Here is a 14930-nt window from a genome sequence, read left to right as displayed (position 1 = left end):
ATTCGATCCGGGCAATCTCGGCCGCAATGAATGCGAAATCCCCGGCTTTCTCCCGACTTCATCCCTCTTGCTTGCTAACCTTCCATATCTCCTGCGTATTTTCTCTTTGTTCCCGCTCGATTCGAACCGGCTCCGTGATCGCACCGAGCAACGTTCGGCGCGATCGGCCTTCCAGAAGCATTGGCGGTTGGAGCGTTTTTCGCGCTGCCCGCTTCAGTGGCGTAAGCGTTAATCGCCCCGTTCGACCCTGCCAAAAAAAACGCAGATGCCGCGGCAACTGAAGGCTTGTCAGGCGCTGGACCGTCCCGCTTATCTCCCGCTTGCCGCCGCGCCATTCTTCTTCTCCGTCTTTCAGGGCGATCCGTTCGTACGGACGACAATAGCCCGCAAAACAAATAGCGCTGCGGCCGCGGGGCTGACGAATCCGCTGCCAGCGCACGATCCACTTGGGCCGGACGATAAACTGCAGAACGTCCTGCAAATAGCGCGGCACCGTTTTCCCCGCCGGATCCAGCTTGACCGTGTAATACGCAGCGGCAATGGGACCCGCGATCATGGTGATTACTCTGTCGAACGGCAGCACCCAAGCCAGGACAGGAAAGACGTAACAAAACACGAAAAAAACGACGATATAGACCAGCCACAGCACCACCGCGTCCTGACGGATCGGCATCCAAAGCCGGATATCCCCGATATGATAAATAAGCGGTCTCACCCGATATAACGCGCGGTATGATTCCACCTTCTCCGCTTCATCCATGCCTCTTTAGCCCCCGACCGTGTCGGTCAGCCCGTCCACGGAGATGCCCAGCGTTTTGAGCACATACAACGCCAAGTATTTGGCGATGCCGGGCGCGAATACAAAAATGCCGAGTACGACCGAAAGCATGATATGCGACCAGAGGCGGTTCGTCTCGCCGTTGGCGTACATTTTCACGCCCCGATAAATCGCAATCGTCAGAAAAATGGCCTGCAATAATCGTTTTAGCACCAATAGCCCGGTATTAACGAAATCCCCATCCATGGCTTCCCCTCCCCCGTTACAACCTCACGATCAGGCCGACAATTGGCTGATAAAAAATTTGCCGTTTTCTTCGGTTACGAGCAGCTTCCAGGCTTGAGCAAATCGATAACCGGTCGCCGCCTCTTCCGCCGTAAAGGTCGCCGTAACCATATACGGCCCTTGACCGACCGCTTCGAGCTTGTCCAACGTCACCAATCGCAGGCGTCCCGCCAGCGGCGTGATCTCGGCTTCGGCCGTCACATAATTGGCCAGGCTTTTCTCATCCGTGCCCTCACACATGGCTTTCAAAAAGCTTTCAATTGCAGGCTGCATGCGTTGCCGATGATCGGCAGAAACAGCCGCTTCGCCGGTGGCAGAAACCGGCACAGTCGACGTCTCCGGCACGGGTCGCAGCAACGGCAGGCCGGTAACGACCGCCCCTTTCTTCATTTGCACCCATACCGGCACATCGGCTTCCCATTGGACACGCTCCGGATTCAACACAATCGCCCGAATACGAACGGTATATTGAGACGCCCCGCCAGGGCTAAGCGACATGAACTCCGAAGCCATGACTTTCTGCCGCATTGTTTTCAGCTCATTTTGCAAGGCGGCAATGCGGGCCAACGCCTCCGGGGTCACATACGGCCTCAGTCGGGCCATTCGCGCTTCAGGCAACTCGTCTCCTTGCCAATCCATCCATTCGCGGACAAAATACAAGGCTGTCTCCGTTGCCATTTGTTGCTCGGCGATTTGCTCCAGCAGGTTTTTTGAAGGCATATCCGGTTCGGATTGCCGGAGCGTGGCAACCGCGCCCAAGCTGGACAGCAGCAGCAGCCCCCATAACAGGATTTTGGACAACACGCGCATTCCGCTTCACCGCCCCTTCATCGGCGAAGGCTCCCGCTGCTGCTTGCCTATCAGCAAGAATCCTTCCTGCGAGGACAACGGCAGGGCAAACAGCGGCAACTCTCGTAACGGCAGCTTTCGGCCACCGGCCCCCTGCCAAGCCGCTTGCTCCATTCCGGCCCGCTCCCATTCATTCTCCGCGATCGTCCAAACACAAGGCAGGCGGTCGCCGCCGAACATGTCGCGGCACAACACTTCCCAAATTTCGATCAGCGCCTTCGGTCGGCTGGACACCTTCGTGACAAACAGCACATGCACCGCCTCCACCTGCGGCCACAATTGGGGCAGCAGTTCGGCGTAATGGACCATCTTCTCCTTGAGCCGCCACAGGTTTTCGGTGCCCGTATCGTATTCCAGATGGAACACCAGGCGCCCGCGGCCAGGAAACACATAGCTGCCGAACCCGTCCGGCTTGACCGGTCGCGCTTTGCGTCCGGACGGCTTTACCTGCACATAGCGATCCGTTGCTTCCCGCGTGCCGAGCCATTCGGACAAGCCTTCACCGGGTTGCGCGAGACTGTGACGGATCAGGTCCGTAAAAAAGGCATTGATCCCGAATCCATGCTCCAACTGTACCGGATCGGCCGTCCACTCTCCGACCCGATACTGATCCTCCTCCCCGCAGATTCGCGCTGCGGCTTTCGCGCCCTTGGCGGTCAGAACATAGCCGACATGGTGCTCCCTCCGAAAGGGAAGGGGCAGACTGGTCAGGTCCCCTTCCCTTTTCAGATGCCTGGCTGCTCCATAAACCGTTTTGATATGGTAGTGAAGGATCAGCGCCACCTGTTCCGGGGTCAGCATGATATATCGGTACAACACGGTCAGCAATTCTTTTTTGGCCGTATAGTACAAAGGTTCGCCTCCTTTCTTGCGTGTGTGCATGAGATTAGTCTGGCTCAGGCCGAGTCGCGAATGCCGCACCGCTGTGCGGCGGTTTCGCCCTCGGCCGCCTTTCGTCTGTCTCTCCGAATCGCTCTCGAAATGGCGCTAAGCAATCGCTCTCGGAACAGCTCTCCGGTTTGCTTGCAGCGCGATCAGCTGAAAAACGGCAAACTCGAGCCGGGTTGTTTCTCCTGACCGACGCCTTGCCGGATTTCCCGATCGATGTCCTCGGCCGGACGTCCGTCTCTGGCATCGGAAAACGCCCACGCTTCCCGAACCCACTCGGTGTGTTCCGTAGGCACGATTTCGTTTTTGACCGTAAACAGCTCCAGCCTCCCCTCCTGCCCTTTGGTGCGAACGATGGCATGCAGCTCAGCCAAATTCATCAGATCGGTGCTTGTCACTTGCGGCTTGAGCCAGCGCGACAGCTTGTCCGCGTCCGGCCCGCCCAATTGCAGCAGCATAAGCGTACCGACATTGCCGAGGATGGCCTCCAGGATGCGGTCGGACAGCTGCGACAAATACTGGGTCGCCAAAAACAGCGACAGACCGAATTTGCGGTCCTCGGCCAATATTTTGGTTAAAATATCCGTCGCAAACAAATGGATCTCGTCGGCAAACACGAAGTGCGGCCGCGACTGATGCTGCGGCCGTTTGCGGCAGGTAAAATGATAATCAATGAAAAACAGACTGGCCAAAATTTTCAGCAAATCCGGTACGCAGCCCGAGCCGTCGATCAGCACGATTCTCCCCTCATCCATCACCTGCCGCGTATCGATGCTGCTCCGCAGTTGGCCCAGCATCCGCCGCGAGGTGGGATAGGTCGTCAAAGCGCCAAGCTTGTTCAGAATCGGGCCGAGATGCTCCCCGACATTTTTGATTTCCGCGAATTCGTCGGACCAAAAATGGCGCAAATGCGTGTCCAGATGCGGCTGAATCCGCTTGCGGTAGGCGGCGTTGAAGAAGATGTCGACAATGCCGAGCACGGTTTGCGGCGGCACGGACAGCAGACTGAGCACGGCATTTCGCAAATAATGCTCCGCTCTGGGCCGCGCTCCCGGAAACAGTTGCTGCAGCGTGGTGACAAATTCGCCGGTCAAGCTTTCCCGGACGTCGGCATGCGCCGCCTGGAACAGGTTGAAGCCGCGCGGCCGATCGGTATGCCCGAGCGGGATAATATGCAGCTTCGGGTACAGCGATTTCGGCACGTAGCTGAGCAGCGTTTCGATCGCGCCGCCATGCGGGTCGAGAAACGTGAAGCCTGGCGCTTTGTCCGGTGCCTGCTCCAAATCCGTCACCATGCGGGTCATGATAGACAAAAGCGTGGACGTTTTGCCCGAACCGGTCGTCCCGGCCAGAAACGCATGCTTGAGCATCTGATTCAAGGGCATGCGAATGTCCCGCTCTTTGCCCGGCACGTTGCTTCTGCCGATATATAGGCCGTGATTCAATCCCTCCGGAGGAGGCACGATCTTCGCATGCATACGTGTCATATGCGCGGCGACCGAATCGCCGAAGGCGGGAATCCGCAACCAGTAGCCGAGCTCTTCCGACGTGAACAGCAGTTTTTTAGAGGGTTGACCCGGACCCAACGTCGCCCGCTTGCCCGAGACGGGACGCAGCACAATGCCGTTGCCGGAACGCATCGTCTGTAGCATATCGTTCATCGTGTGCAGTCTGGCCTTGCAGGAAGAGGAACGGATCAGCACACGAAACCCCGTCCACAAGCCGATTTCCTCTTCGTTCTGCTTGCTTTGCAAGGCGCGCATTACCTGCTGCTGATGGGCGGTCAGATCGCGCGGCCGTCGTTTGTCCTTCTGATTCGTCTGCATTTCCCGCCAGATACTGCGCAGCGAGAGCGGCTCGTTGGCCGGAGAACGCAACCAGTTTTCGGCTTTCCGAACCTTCCGTTGCAGCAGCCGCTTGCCCGCCGGACCGAACGCCAGCTCCAGCCACACTTCTTCTCCTGCTTGCAGTTCGCCCGCTCCCATCGTGGCAATCATCTCATTCAGCGGCTCCTTGCCCGCCGGATGGAAGCCCGCTACCGCCAAAACGCCTTTGTAGGCCGGAACTCCCTCGGCGACAACCACGTTTTTGCGCGATCCCGCTTCGAATACTGGTGCTTTTACTGGCAACAAATAAACGCCTTGCACCTGCGTGTGAAACCCGGTGCGAAATCCCATCCAGCGAATGTCGGGGACCGAAAAATAGATTCGTACGTGACCAGCGGGTCCAACACACCGGATCAGGAAACGAAAATATAACTGTCCGTACCGAAGACGCTTGGTCTTGGGATGGCCGAGTGCGCTGATATGCTTGGCGAATCGCGCTGCACCGTTCAAATCCACCGGAGCAGCATCCAGAGCCGGCATCACTTCAAACCATAATGTTGCGCGATGCTTCCCGCGCCCGGGTTCATGCCAGTTCGGAAACCAAGATGCGGGCATCTTGCGTCACCTCCGATTAATCCTGTTGGGGTCGTCGCATGCTCACCTCCCGACTGTTCGATTCAAGTCGCCTGAACCAAAAGAGACAGGCACGGTCCCACATGCTCGGACGGCCTGTCCCTTTTTCTTCGACAGTATCAGATTAACAGGAAGATGTGCCACTGTCGTCTCCCTTTTACTGACATTATTATGCCAGCCATCGTCCGACAAAGCATCTGTTTTTGCCGCACAACTGCCTGCTTTATGCCAACTTACCGTTCATCTCCGGAAAAGAACCGGTCATCCAACCATAATACCGAATCTTTGCCGCCCACCATCCGGTAAACACGCTCCAGCGCCCGACGGCGCAAACGATAAAAGCTACGCGGCGGCATGTCCAAGCGTTCCAGAAGAAACGGCGTAGCCAGCTTGTGCTCGTACTTGTCTTCGACAAATTGTCGTTCTTCCGGCGGCAAGACTCCGATCGCTTTTTGCAGGATTTCGATTTTCAATTGCAAAAAAGGAATCTCGATTTCCTTCGCTTGCAGCCGTCGGATGACTTCATTCAGAATCGCTTCGTTTTTTTGCCCTTTGCCGTAAATGGCTACCTGTTCGAACCTCTGTGCAAGTCCGGGGATATGGGAGAGCTCGACCTTCAACGTTTCCAACCGTGTCCGCCATTCCGGCAAGTCCGTCAACCATCGTTCGACATCTCCATACGGAATAGTCAACGCCCCCACCCCCGTTGACGAATCCGGTGCCCCACTCGGCCATGCCAATCATGCCGCATCAAATCCGCATAGAACGCCAATGAGTACTTTCGGGTATTGACGGTACTATGGCTATTGGAAAGCTTAGCGTGATTGTCAGCCCCTTGGATGAATACCTGTGCAGTTGTCCGTTGTTCTCGTTCAACTCGCATGTCGTTGCTCCCTTCATGAACATGAATGAGCGCGCGCTTGACTTTATTGTAAGACGAGCTTCCGCCGTGCAACACGTTGAACTTTTTGTCCGCCTTTTTGCTAAAAGGTGCTATAACGGCGTCAACCCTCCGGGGGTATGCAGGAAGTTATATCGTCTCCGGTGTTCATACCCTTCAAAGTTTCGGGATTCTGTCGAATGCAAGGAACCGGGACTTTCCATGTCGAAATAGATAGGGAACGGCCAAAGAGGAAAACGAGGGGAGGAGAGGAGAAATTGGATGCTTGTTACGTCAGATGGGCCGGGCCAGCCGATGCCGCCTCTCTTGCTGTCCTCAATACAGCATTCAACGGCCCCGGCGTTTCGGAGCAAGAGATAGCGGAACGGTTAACGGTTTCGCATACCGAGCGAGTCGCATTGGGATTTTGGAACGACTTACCGTCCGGGTTCGCTTGCGCACAATGCCTCCACTCCATTTGTTATACCGAACCGCAAGGCGAATTGACCGAACTGTTTGTCATCGAGCAGGCCAGAGGACAGGGCTTGGCGATGAAACTCATTTCCTTTCTGGAACAAGCGCTGCGGGAAGAAGGAGTTAAAAGTCTGAGGGTCACTACGGGAAACGCAAACCTGCCGGCGAGGAAGCTGTACGAAAAAGTCGGCTACAAGACAAAAGACTACCTGACTTTGTCAAAACGTTTATGAAGGGGTTGACTTGTAAATTACGGGGAGTTTTCGAATGATCCCTAATCCGAAATTGAGGTCAGCGTAGAGATCGCTATTTTTTAATACAAAGGATGGATGTCGATGCCTGTTCGCATTTTGCATTGCGGAGAATCAATTGAGAGCTACAATATATGTTTGGAGCAACAGCTTGTCGGCTTTACCAAGCGAGTCGGGCAGCCGGGGGATCTTGTCTATATCGCCGTTCGTCAGGACGGACGCCCGGTCTGCGGAGCGCGAGGAAAACTTCATGCTTTGACCGATGAACGTCCTTGGCCTGACAGTGACGTGTATCCGCAATGTTTTTCTTTGATCGATGTCGAATATTGCGCCCCATTCGATATTCGTTTTTTAGAGCAAATCGGCGGTAGGCACTGGGTTTTGAAATATGTGCAGTCCTCCAAAGCGATTACGGAACCCGAAGCCGTTCACCTGCTCGACTCCCGCTTCTCCGAGCATAAACAGGAGCAGATGCAGCTCTTGGACGTCGCCGACCTTGCTATCGACGCGGATCTGAGTGATTCATCCGTAGTCGAAGCCGATCTCCCGGGGGAAGATCCCGATAACCGGGTGCAAATTATCGGCACCTATTCCACCGTCAAGTTTAAAGATGAAAAAGATCCAATGAAAGGTCTGGAACCGTTAGTTAACCGTCATTTTTACCGCTTGTTTGAAGCTTTTGACGAGACGCATTCGTTGCTCATTCCGGAAAATCGGATGTTCGTGACATCCGCTCCGACCGGGTCCAAAAAAACGCAACGTTTTCGCACCATTCCGGACGCCTTGCTAATCAATTATACAAAGGAAAAGTCCGTTCCGCTCCAAATCAATTTGATCGAATACGAGTGCTTTGGTTTGTCCAAATCCGGTTCGACTCAGAAATTCAAATATCTGAACGAACATATGATCCCGCAGCTGATCCGATTCGCCTCCACCTTCAGTGTGGTGACAATTACCGAAATTCGACAAAAAACCATCAAGACTTGGGTCGATAAAGTGATCGCTTTCATTCAGAGCAATGAGTTTGCGCTGCAACGGATAACAAGCTGGCTCCAGGAGATTGATCCGTCCATGAAAGAGCACAGCTTGCTCAGAAACATGGATAAGCAGTTGACCCAGGCGTTTCGTTCGCGGATTCAAATTATGCTCGTCATTGATGAACTGTCGGCAGAGCAACGGAAAATGATAAAATCGGTCATTGAATCATTCTTGCTGGAAAACGAAAAATCGATTTCATTCTTGTCCTATATCGTACAGTTGCATCAGCGGATGAGTGGCGCAAATGATAATGAATACGTCCTTTCCGTGCAAACGTGAAAACAGCGCCTCCGCTAGAGGCGCTGTCAGCTTGTCTTTGCGACATTCCGCGACATATTTACACGATTCCTTTCATTTTGGCCTGTCGGGCAGCTTCCTTGCTTGAAGGCACCTTGAGCTTTCGCAAAATTCGATTGACATGCGTCTTCATCGTGCTTTCCGCGATGCTCAATTCGTTCATAATCTGCGCATGAGTGCGTCCGCTGTCAATCAGCCGCAAAATAGCTTGCTCACTTTCTGTAAGTTGTCGTTGCCATTCCCTTCGCTTCAATCGTGCGAGCTCTTGTCGCACCACTCCAGCCGCAATATAATGAATGGCTGATTGATGGGCGTAAGCGGCTCTGATGGCTTCTACCAAGCTTTCCGTATGCGCCTTGAGCAAATAATTGCTCACTCCATAAACGAACGCTTCGCATATCCACTCTTCGATCGCTGCGGCAGCCACCATGATCATTTGCGTCTTGCCCAGGGAAGCGATTTCAAAAATGGCGTTCGTCCATGCCGTTTGTTCACCTCCTATTGCTTCAAGGAGAATAACATCGATGTCCAGCATACGAGCCATCGCAATCGCATCCAAGTAGGCATGCACGCTGCCTATTACGCAAAGATCGGGTTCCGCTTGCAATCGAGTTTCGATATGCCGCTTCCACTCCGAATCTTGTTCCACCAGCAGGACGTTGATTTTGTGCATCACGAGCCTCCCTTGCGTGGATATGAGATTCAAAATTTGTCAATAATCAGCGCGTGTATGTATTGGTTCCTCCTTTCCCATAGGCCAAACGAATGACTTACCGGACTTTATACAACCTTCTTCCTTCCATTATCTTCCGGCTCGTGTACCGATTGTACCACTGCTTCTCGTCCTCGGGGGAGGCTGATTTTTTTCTCACCCTGCCCGGACGGACAGCTCCTTGAAACCTGAACCTCCTAACCGTGAAACTTCTGCTTCTGCCGCGCGATTTCCGCAGCCTCTTTTCCGTTCGCACCGCCGATTTTCTTTACAATATGCCGAATATGACTTTTAACCGTGTTCTGCGAAATATTCAATTGCTTCATGACCTGTCTTCTGCTGTACCCGGCTTCCAACCATTTGAGCATTTGCTGTTCCGTGGGCGTCAGCTTTTGCTGCCACTCCACATGTTTCAAGCGGCTCATTTCTTTCCTGAGCTGCTCCATTGCATGCGGATGCAGGGAGGCCCGTTGAACAAAAGCGTTTCGGACCGCTTCCGGCAAATCTTCCGCATACGACTTTGCAACATAGTCCACCACGCCGGCAGCAAATACATCGCCGATCACTTCCGGTTCATCGACGGCGGTCAACATAATCAGCTTGGTCGGACGCATCGCGAGCAATTCGATCGCAACATCCAATCCATCATAATGAGGCGGAGTCAGAATAACATCAAGCAAAATCACATCAGGTTGTGCCGCATTAATGCGCTCCAGAGCCTCCTGCCTGTTGCTCGCCATTCCGCAAATCTCCATATCCGGTTGCTCTCCCAGCATCCCGACAATCCCCTCCTGCCATATCGGATCGTCTTCGATCAAAAACACGCGAATGCATCTATCCATTTCAACAACTCCTTCCTGTCGAGTCCACGATTAAAGGAAAAAGCTTAATGGGTTCGAACTCGTTTGGTCGGTATATATAATGTCACGGTCGTCCCGATCGATAACTTGCTTGTCATTCTAATCGTGCCGCCATGCTTTTGCATGACGTTGTAACAAAAGGTAAGCCCAATCCCCATATTCCCTTTTTCCAGCTTTGTTGAGAAAAACGGCTCGAACACCCGCTTGCGAAGTTCCTCCGGCATTCCGTGGCCCGTATCCGTCACTTCAATCAACAACCATTTTTTGAGCTGGTTGACAGCAATCCGGATGCTGCCTCCCACATCCATCGCCTCAAAGGCATTCTCCAAAAGGTTCGACAGCACCTCCAGCAACAATTCGCGATCCCCATACAAACGATTTGACAGCATCGGGCTTTGCGTAATGCTGACTCTTTTTTGCTCCAAGATCGGGCGGCTCGAGCTAATACAGTCATTTATCCAATCATTCAGGTCAAACCACTCTTCCTGAAGCATGAGTTCCCGTAATTGATTGTTCATGCGCCCGCTCATATGGATCAGATGGCTCGCCGCCTGCTGTATCAGATCGGCATATCGCTGAATCTCCCGACTGCTGTTCTTATCGGCAAGAGAGTGCGTTCTCCCGGCCAAAAGTTTGATCTTACCCATCTCTTGTTTCATCGCGTGATGAACAAAAGACGCACCCGAAACCATCGGCCGCATCGCCAGATCCCATCGCTGTCGCTCCAATCGCAGCTTGACACCGAAGGCTTCATCCGAAAAAGCAAACACCAGAAACGCCACAAACGAAAATCCGACAAAAACCGCCAAATAACGGTAGAGCGGTATACCGAGATCCATCGCCTTGGCAACGTAATTCAGACTCAATATGCCCAACACGGTGGGAATAACCATCCATACAATCCGCAGCCTATGCTGTTTTTTGAACGGACTCGCCTCTCTGAGATAGGCTGTTACAAGAAAAAAACAAGCAGAAAGCAAATAGGGAGTTACCCATATCAGCATGCCTTGGTAATTGATTCGATACTTATCGGCCACGATCGGTGTTGCCAAAAAGGTGACGATTGCGGGTACCGGCAAAACATAAGTCAATAGCCGTGTCAGATGGCGTGGCAGCAATTCGGACTCGACCACAGCATACATCGTGACAGCGTAAGGAAAAAGCAGTTGATTCACCAGACTGGCATAAACTTGAATGTCAAAAAGAATGCCATTTATCCATTCATGACCGATATGATAGCGCTCCAAAGCCGGGAAGATCGATTGCTCAATCGTGACGCCCAAACTGCCGCTGCTGCCGCAGAGCAGGAACAATACCGCCCACCTTGTCGCTTCATCCTTTCGGTTTGCTCGCCAGAGAATAATCGCAGTAATCAAGAGAACCAGAAAGATAAAAACCATGGATTCTACCTCCCGGTTTGCGACTTGGATGACAAGAGCAAGGGGAGAAGTTCAGACGGATCGTGGGCGATCGCATTCGGTCGGGCTTCAATCAGCAGCGCCGTGGCATCGTATCCCCAAGTTACGGCGATGACGGGAACGCCAATTTTTTTACACGCCTCAATGTCGCGCCGCTCGTCTCCGATATAGACAATCTCGTTTTGACTCATGCGATTTTCTTTTATAAACCGTCGAATGGCCCGATGTTTGCCAAAGAGCGGAACATCGCCACAAATGCTTTCAAATGCAGGAAGTCTGTATTGAACCAGAATACGCTCAATTATCGTCTGTGAATTTGAAGACAACAGGTGCAGATGGATTCCACTATCCTTAAGCTCCTTCAACACTGCCGATATGCCTGGAACGATTTCAATGATATCCGCCCGTTGACGTTGTGCTCGTTTCAATTTTCTGATGAGGCTTGGCAGATGATAATAGGGAATTTCCAACGCCCGAAGCCGCTCGCGGATCGGCAATCGGCTCAATTCTGATACTTTGTCATCGCGAATTTGTATATAGCCGTTCTTGCCCGCCATTTCATTATAGAGTTTGATCAACGCAGAGCGAGAATCAATCAAGGTTCCATCCCAATCGAACAAAGCCGTTTTGTACATTATTTTCACTCCTTCACCGTAGGAAAATCAAAATCCAATCATCACCTCCACATTTTCTGAAAATGCAAAAAGACACTACCCCGGAGGCAGTGTCTCGTTGTCCAAACATAAGGGTGACCCGGCGATCATAGCCTTGCGGCATTAGACCCGTGGCTTTGCGTCCCTGTCTTTCGAGCAGGTTTGCCATTTTTCCTATTTTATTCGAAATATGTTTAGGCTTATTTTACCATACTCTTTGTGAAAATAAAAATGATGTCGCTATTCAGCCACATACTGATTACTTTCAACTATAATCGAACAGGGGACCGTATGACAAATCGTCTGCAGTACTCTAATAGATAGGGCATCTGGATGACCGAAAACTTCGTTGAAAAATCTAGGACATTTTTTATACATTAAGTTATTTCATAAATATGAGTGAAGGTATGTAACTTGTTCTTCAAGGTTGTTTCGTCCAATATTCGTTTGTAGATTTTATGAAAGTATTTGGGGTGATGGTAAAACCAAATTTCAGAATAATTCCTTAGCTTTTCATCAAACTCACTTAGTAATTGTTGATATTCAGTTTCAGTCACTTTGTTAGGATGCTTATCATACCATTCGATTTGTTCATAGGAAAAGATCACACCATACAAATCAGAGAAAATCGCCCATTCAACATTGAGCTTTTTACAGTTATTTATGAATCCTTGAATCTTCGAAGAAGTGTACAATACATCGGGTGGTACTGCTGAACCTTTAACTAAATCATTTTTCTGTGCGCTACAATGCGTAATGTATATCTTCATGCGTCTGACCTCGTAGTAACTATTTCTTTCAGTTCTTCAATACTCAACACATCATCTTTTCTTCTATGTATCATTCTATGGCAATTAGCACAAACAGGAACAAGATCAGTTTCAGGATTGATATCGGACTCTTGTCCCTCAAAACTAAACAACGGTTTTGTATGATGAACTTCAATAAAATCTTTCCCTCGTTTTCCGTAAACCTTTTCAAAATTAAAACCGCAAACTACACAGGATAAACCATGAATCTGCAAAGCAAGTTTTCGATTTTGCGAGTCACGTTCATATCGCTTTCCGTAGTAATGTCTGACTGCCCCTTCTTGTCGTAATTCCTCAAATGGAGTGTTCTCTAGTACATCTGCTTCTATATCATCTTCAATGGTATTGATACTGATTGATCTAACGAAAGACAATTTGTAATAATTATCATGTTCGGGTGATTTCACAAATTGTATTTTTGGTAAATCATCGGGAAGATTTTCTTCATCATAAGCGAACGTATTATATAAAGCGGGAAACTTATTTTTGAGAACTTTTGAAAAATCCGCTTTCCATATCATTCGGCTTCTAGGTGAAGGCTGTTTATCCAATTCAAGAACTGCAGAAAAACGTTGTCCCTCATATTCAATGACAATTTGTCGTTTTTGACCTTTTACCATATCCAATATGTCAAAATAAAAACGAATCTCCTTTGGAATGCCTGTTCCATTGTGTAAGAATGAGGACTTATCAAGTTCTTTTATTGCTATAGTAGCTGATGTGACAACCCAGGAATTACTTTCAGTGTTGACGTGACCCTCATGATTTTTTGTTCTAATCTCAAATCCAAGATTAGATAAAAAATCATTTGATTGTTGTCCTCCGCTAAACATATCAGAGGTCAATTCTTTGCCATTTGCGAATAAATTAGCAAAAGAAACAACAACCTTTGGTGGGTATAGTTTACCGTTATACACCAATTCATGCTTTGTCGATTCTCTAGAAACAGGATAACTGTTATCATCAATATATTGAAGGGCTTGAAGTATGTGTTCTTGCTTTATATTATTGGGTATCAATTAAAATCACCCTCCCAGAAACGATATACCACCAAAATCAACTATTCAACAAAAAGTCGCAAAATCCTGTACAAATGAAAAAAGCTAACCGGTTAGATGGTCAGCTTTCAAATTACATTATACATTCCGCTAGGGCGTGTATTCAAACTATCGAAACGGGCTATAATCTGGTAAACTTTTCATATGAAAAGACGATACGAGATTCGTGATGATCAATGGGAAAACCTCAAAGACCTCTTGCCGCCGGAACGGAAACCTCAAGGCGGACGCCCGGCTATCGACAACCGCCACATGCTCAATGGGATGCTCTGGGTGATCCGTTCAGGAGCACCGTGGCGAGATTTGCCCGACTATTATGGCCCTTGGAGCAGCGTCTACACCCGATTCCGCCGATGGGAGAAGGCCGGGATATTTGACCGGATGTTGGAGACGCTCGCTGCTGAACCCGATTCGGAAAGCACGATGATTGATGCCTCCATCGTCCGTGTTCACCAGCATGGTGCGGGGGCAAAAGGGGGCAGCAATTTCAAGCCATCGGACGCTCCCGAGGAGGCTTGACCTCCAAGATTCATGCGGTTGTGGATGCCCTTGGTCATCCACTTCAATTCGAAGTGACAGCCGGCAACATCAACGATTGTGTGGTCGGTTATGAGATCCTGCAAACCCTGGATCTTGAGGGTCAAAACGTACTGGCCGATCACGGCTATGACACCGACAGCAGGCGAATGCCGTCATTCCCAGCCGCAAACATCGCACCATTCAACGAACGACTGATTGGTTCTTGTTTAAAGAACGGCATCTGGTCGAATGCCTCTTCAATAAGCTGAAGCACAATCGGCGACTGGCTACCCGATACGACAAATTAGCGCGTACCTTCGTTGCTTTTTTAAAGCTGGCCTCTTCTATGATTTGGTTGGCCTGAAGTTTGAATACACGACCTAGCCATTCATAATCTTATCTGATTAGTTTTTTTAATCAAATCGTCAGGTTGGTTGGACGTCTTCAAATTCAACATTGCGTAATAACAATAAGTTTCTAATTGCCTCATCTTGAACTGCACAGTCATACAATTCATCGATATACTTATTTATACTATCAAGATGTTTTCCTAAGTCCTTGAACAACTCGCTTATAACCTGAATCCCCGCGATATTATAACGTGGATTTCGCAAAATCCGCGTAATATCGCGGTTTTTTGCTATTTATGGCTTGCCAATCTTAGCCATTACACGTTATAATTATAACGTGGAATGGGGAGAT

Annotated in this window: 14 protein-coding genes, 1 pseudogene and 1 riboswitch; of the genes and pseudogenes, 3 read left to right on the top strand and 12 right to left on the bottom strand. The window is 50.3% G+C overall.

What is annotated here, in order from left to right:
• Positions 1-58 precede the first annotated feature (58 nt).
• The 6 genes from E6C55_RS25330 to E6C55_RS25305 form a co-directional block, all read right to left on the bottom strand.
• Positions 59-760, bottom strand: a complete 702-nt coding sequence (locus E6C55_RS25330) for a TcpE family conjugal transfer membrane protein (RefSeq protein WP_136372622.1) — start codon at positions 758-760, stop codon at positions 59-61.
• Positions 761-766: 6 nt separating this feature from the next.
• Complete coding sequence (locus E6C55_RS25325; RefSeq protein ID WP_136372621.1) at positions 767-1024, bottom strand: hypothetical protein; 258 nt, start codon at positions 1022-1024, stop codon at positions 767-769.
• 30 nt (positions 1025-1054) lie between these two features.
• Positions 1055-1873 (bottom strand): conjugal transfer protein, encoded by an 819-nt coding sequence (locus E6C55_RS25320; protein WP_136372620.1) that lies wholly within the window; start codon positions 1871-1873, stop codon positions 1055-1057.
• A gap of 6 nt (positions 1874-1879) precedes the next feature.
• Positions 1880-2764, bottom strand: a complete 885-nt coding sequence (locus E6C55_RS25315) for a replication-relaxation family protein (protein ID WP_136372619.1) — start codon at positions 2762-2764, stop codon at positions 1880-1882.
• 182 nt (positions 2765-2946) lie between these two features.
• Positions 2947-5241 carry a type IV secretory system conjugative DNA transfer family protein gene (locus tag E6C55_RS25310; protein ID WP_136372618.1) on the bottom strand — a complete coding sequence of 765 codons (2295 nt, stop codon included), beginning with the start codon at positions 5239-5241 and terminating at the stop codon, positions 2947-2949.
• 251 nt (positions 5242-5492) lie between these two features.
• On the bottom strand, positions 5493-5951 hold the full coding sequence (locus E6C55_RS25305; RefSeq protein WP_230986852.1) for a hypothetical protein: 459 nt from the start codon (positions 5949-5951) through the stop codon (positions 5493-5495).
• A 466-nt stretch (positions 5952-6417) separates the two neighbouring features.
• Between E6C55_RS25305 and E6C55_RS25300 the strand changes: the two genes are divergently transcribed.
• Both E6C55_RS25300 and E6C55_RS25295 read left to right on the top strand, forming a co-directional pair.
• On the top strand, positions 6418-6846 hold the full coding sequence (locus E6C55_RS25300; protein WP_168735873.1) for a GNAT family N-acetyltransferase: 429 nt from the start codon (positions 6418-6420) through the stop codon (positions 6844-6846).
• 102 nt (positions 6847-6948) lie between these two features.
• Positions 6949-8181, top strand: coding sequence for a hypothetical protein (locus tag E6C55_RS25295; protein ID WP_136372616.1), 1233 nt, complete (start codon positions 6949-6951; stop codon positions 8179-8181).
• A gap of 58 nt (positions 8182-8239) precedes the next feature.
• Here E6C55_RS25295 and E6C55_RS25290 read toward each other — a convergent pair whose 3' ends face one another.
• The 6 genes from E6C55_RS25290 to E6C55_RS25265 form a co-directional block, all read right to left on the bottom strand.
• Positions 8240-8872 (bottom strand): LuxR C-terminal-related transcriptional regulator, encoded by a 633-nt coding sequence (locus tag E6C55_RS25290; RefSeq protein ID WP_136372615.1) that lies wholly within the window; start codon positions 8870-8872, stop codon positions 8240-8242.
• A gap of 236 nt (positions 8873-9108) precedes the next feature.
• Positions 9109-9753 (bottom strand): response regulator transcription factor, encoded by a 645-nt coding sequence (locus E6C55_RS25285; RefSeq protein WP_136372614.1) that lies wholly within the window; start codon positions 9751-9753, stop codon positions 9109-9111.
• Between the two features lie 44 nt (positions 9754-9797).
• Positions 9798-11171, bottom strand: a complete 1374-nt coding sequence (locus E6C55_RS25280) for a sensor histidine kinase (RefSeq protein WP_136372613.1) — start codon at positions 11169-11171, stop codon at positions 9798-9800.
• 5 nt (positions 11172-11176) lie between these two features.
• Positions 11177-11824, bottom strand: coding sequence for an HAD-IA family hydrolase (locus tag E6C55_RS25275; RefSeq protein WP_136372612.1), 648 nt, complete (start codon positions 11822-11824; stop codon positions 11177-11179).
• Between the two features lie 109 nt (positions 11825-11933).
• A riboswitch (cyclic di-GMP riboswitch) is annotated at positions 11934-12019 on the bottom strand.
• 200 nt (positions 12020-12219) lie between these two features.
• Positions 12220-12612 (bottom strand): DUF6884 domain-containing protein, encoded by a 393-nt coding sequence (locus tag E6C55_RS25270; protein WP_136372611.1) that lies wholly within the window; start codon positions 12610-12612, stop codon positions 12220-12222.
• Positions 12609-13670, bottom strand: coding sequence for an HNH endonuclease (locus E6C55_RS25265; protein ID WP_230986851.1), 1062 nt, complete (start codon positions 13668-13670; stop codon positions 12609-12611). The genes E6C55_RS25270 and E6C55_RS25265 overlap by 4 nt, the downstream gene beginning before the upstream one ends.
• A gap of 183 nt (positions 13671-13853) precedes the next feature.
• On the opposite strand from E6C55_RS25265, the pseudogene E6C55_RS25260 reads away from it, so the two are divergent.
• Positions 13854-14592 (top strand): annotated as a pseudogene (locus E6C55_RS25260) (IS5 family transposase).
• The last annotated feature ends 338 nt before the right edge of the window (positions 14593-14930 follow it).

The organism is Cohnella fermenti (assembly GCF_004801405.1).
Taxonomy (GTDB): Bacteria; Bacillota; Bacilli; order Paenibacillales; family Paenibacillaceae; genus Cohnella; species Cohnella fermenti.
Note: the sequence above shows the minus strand (reverse complement) of the source record. Positions and strands in the feature narration are given on the sequence as shown.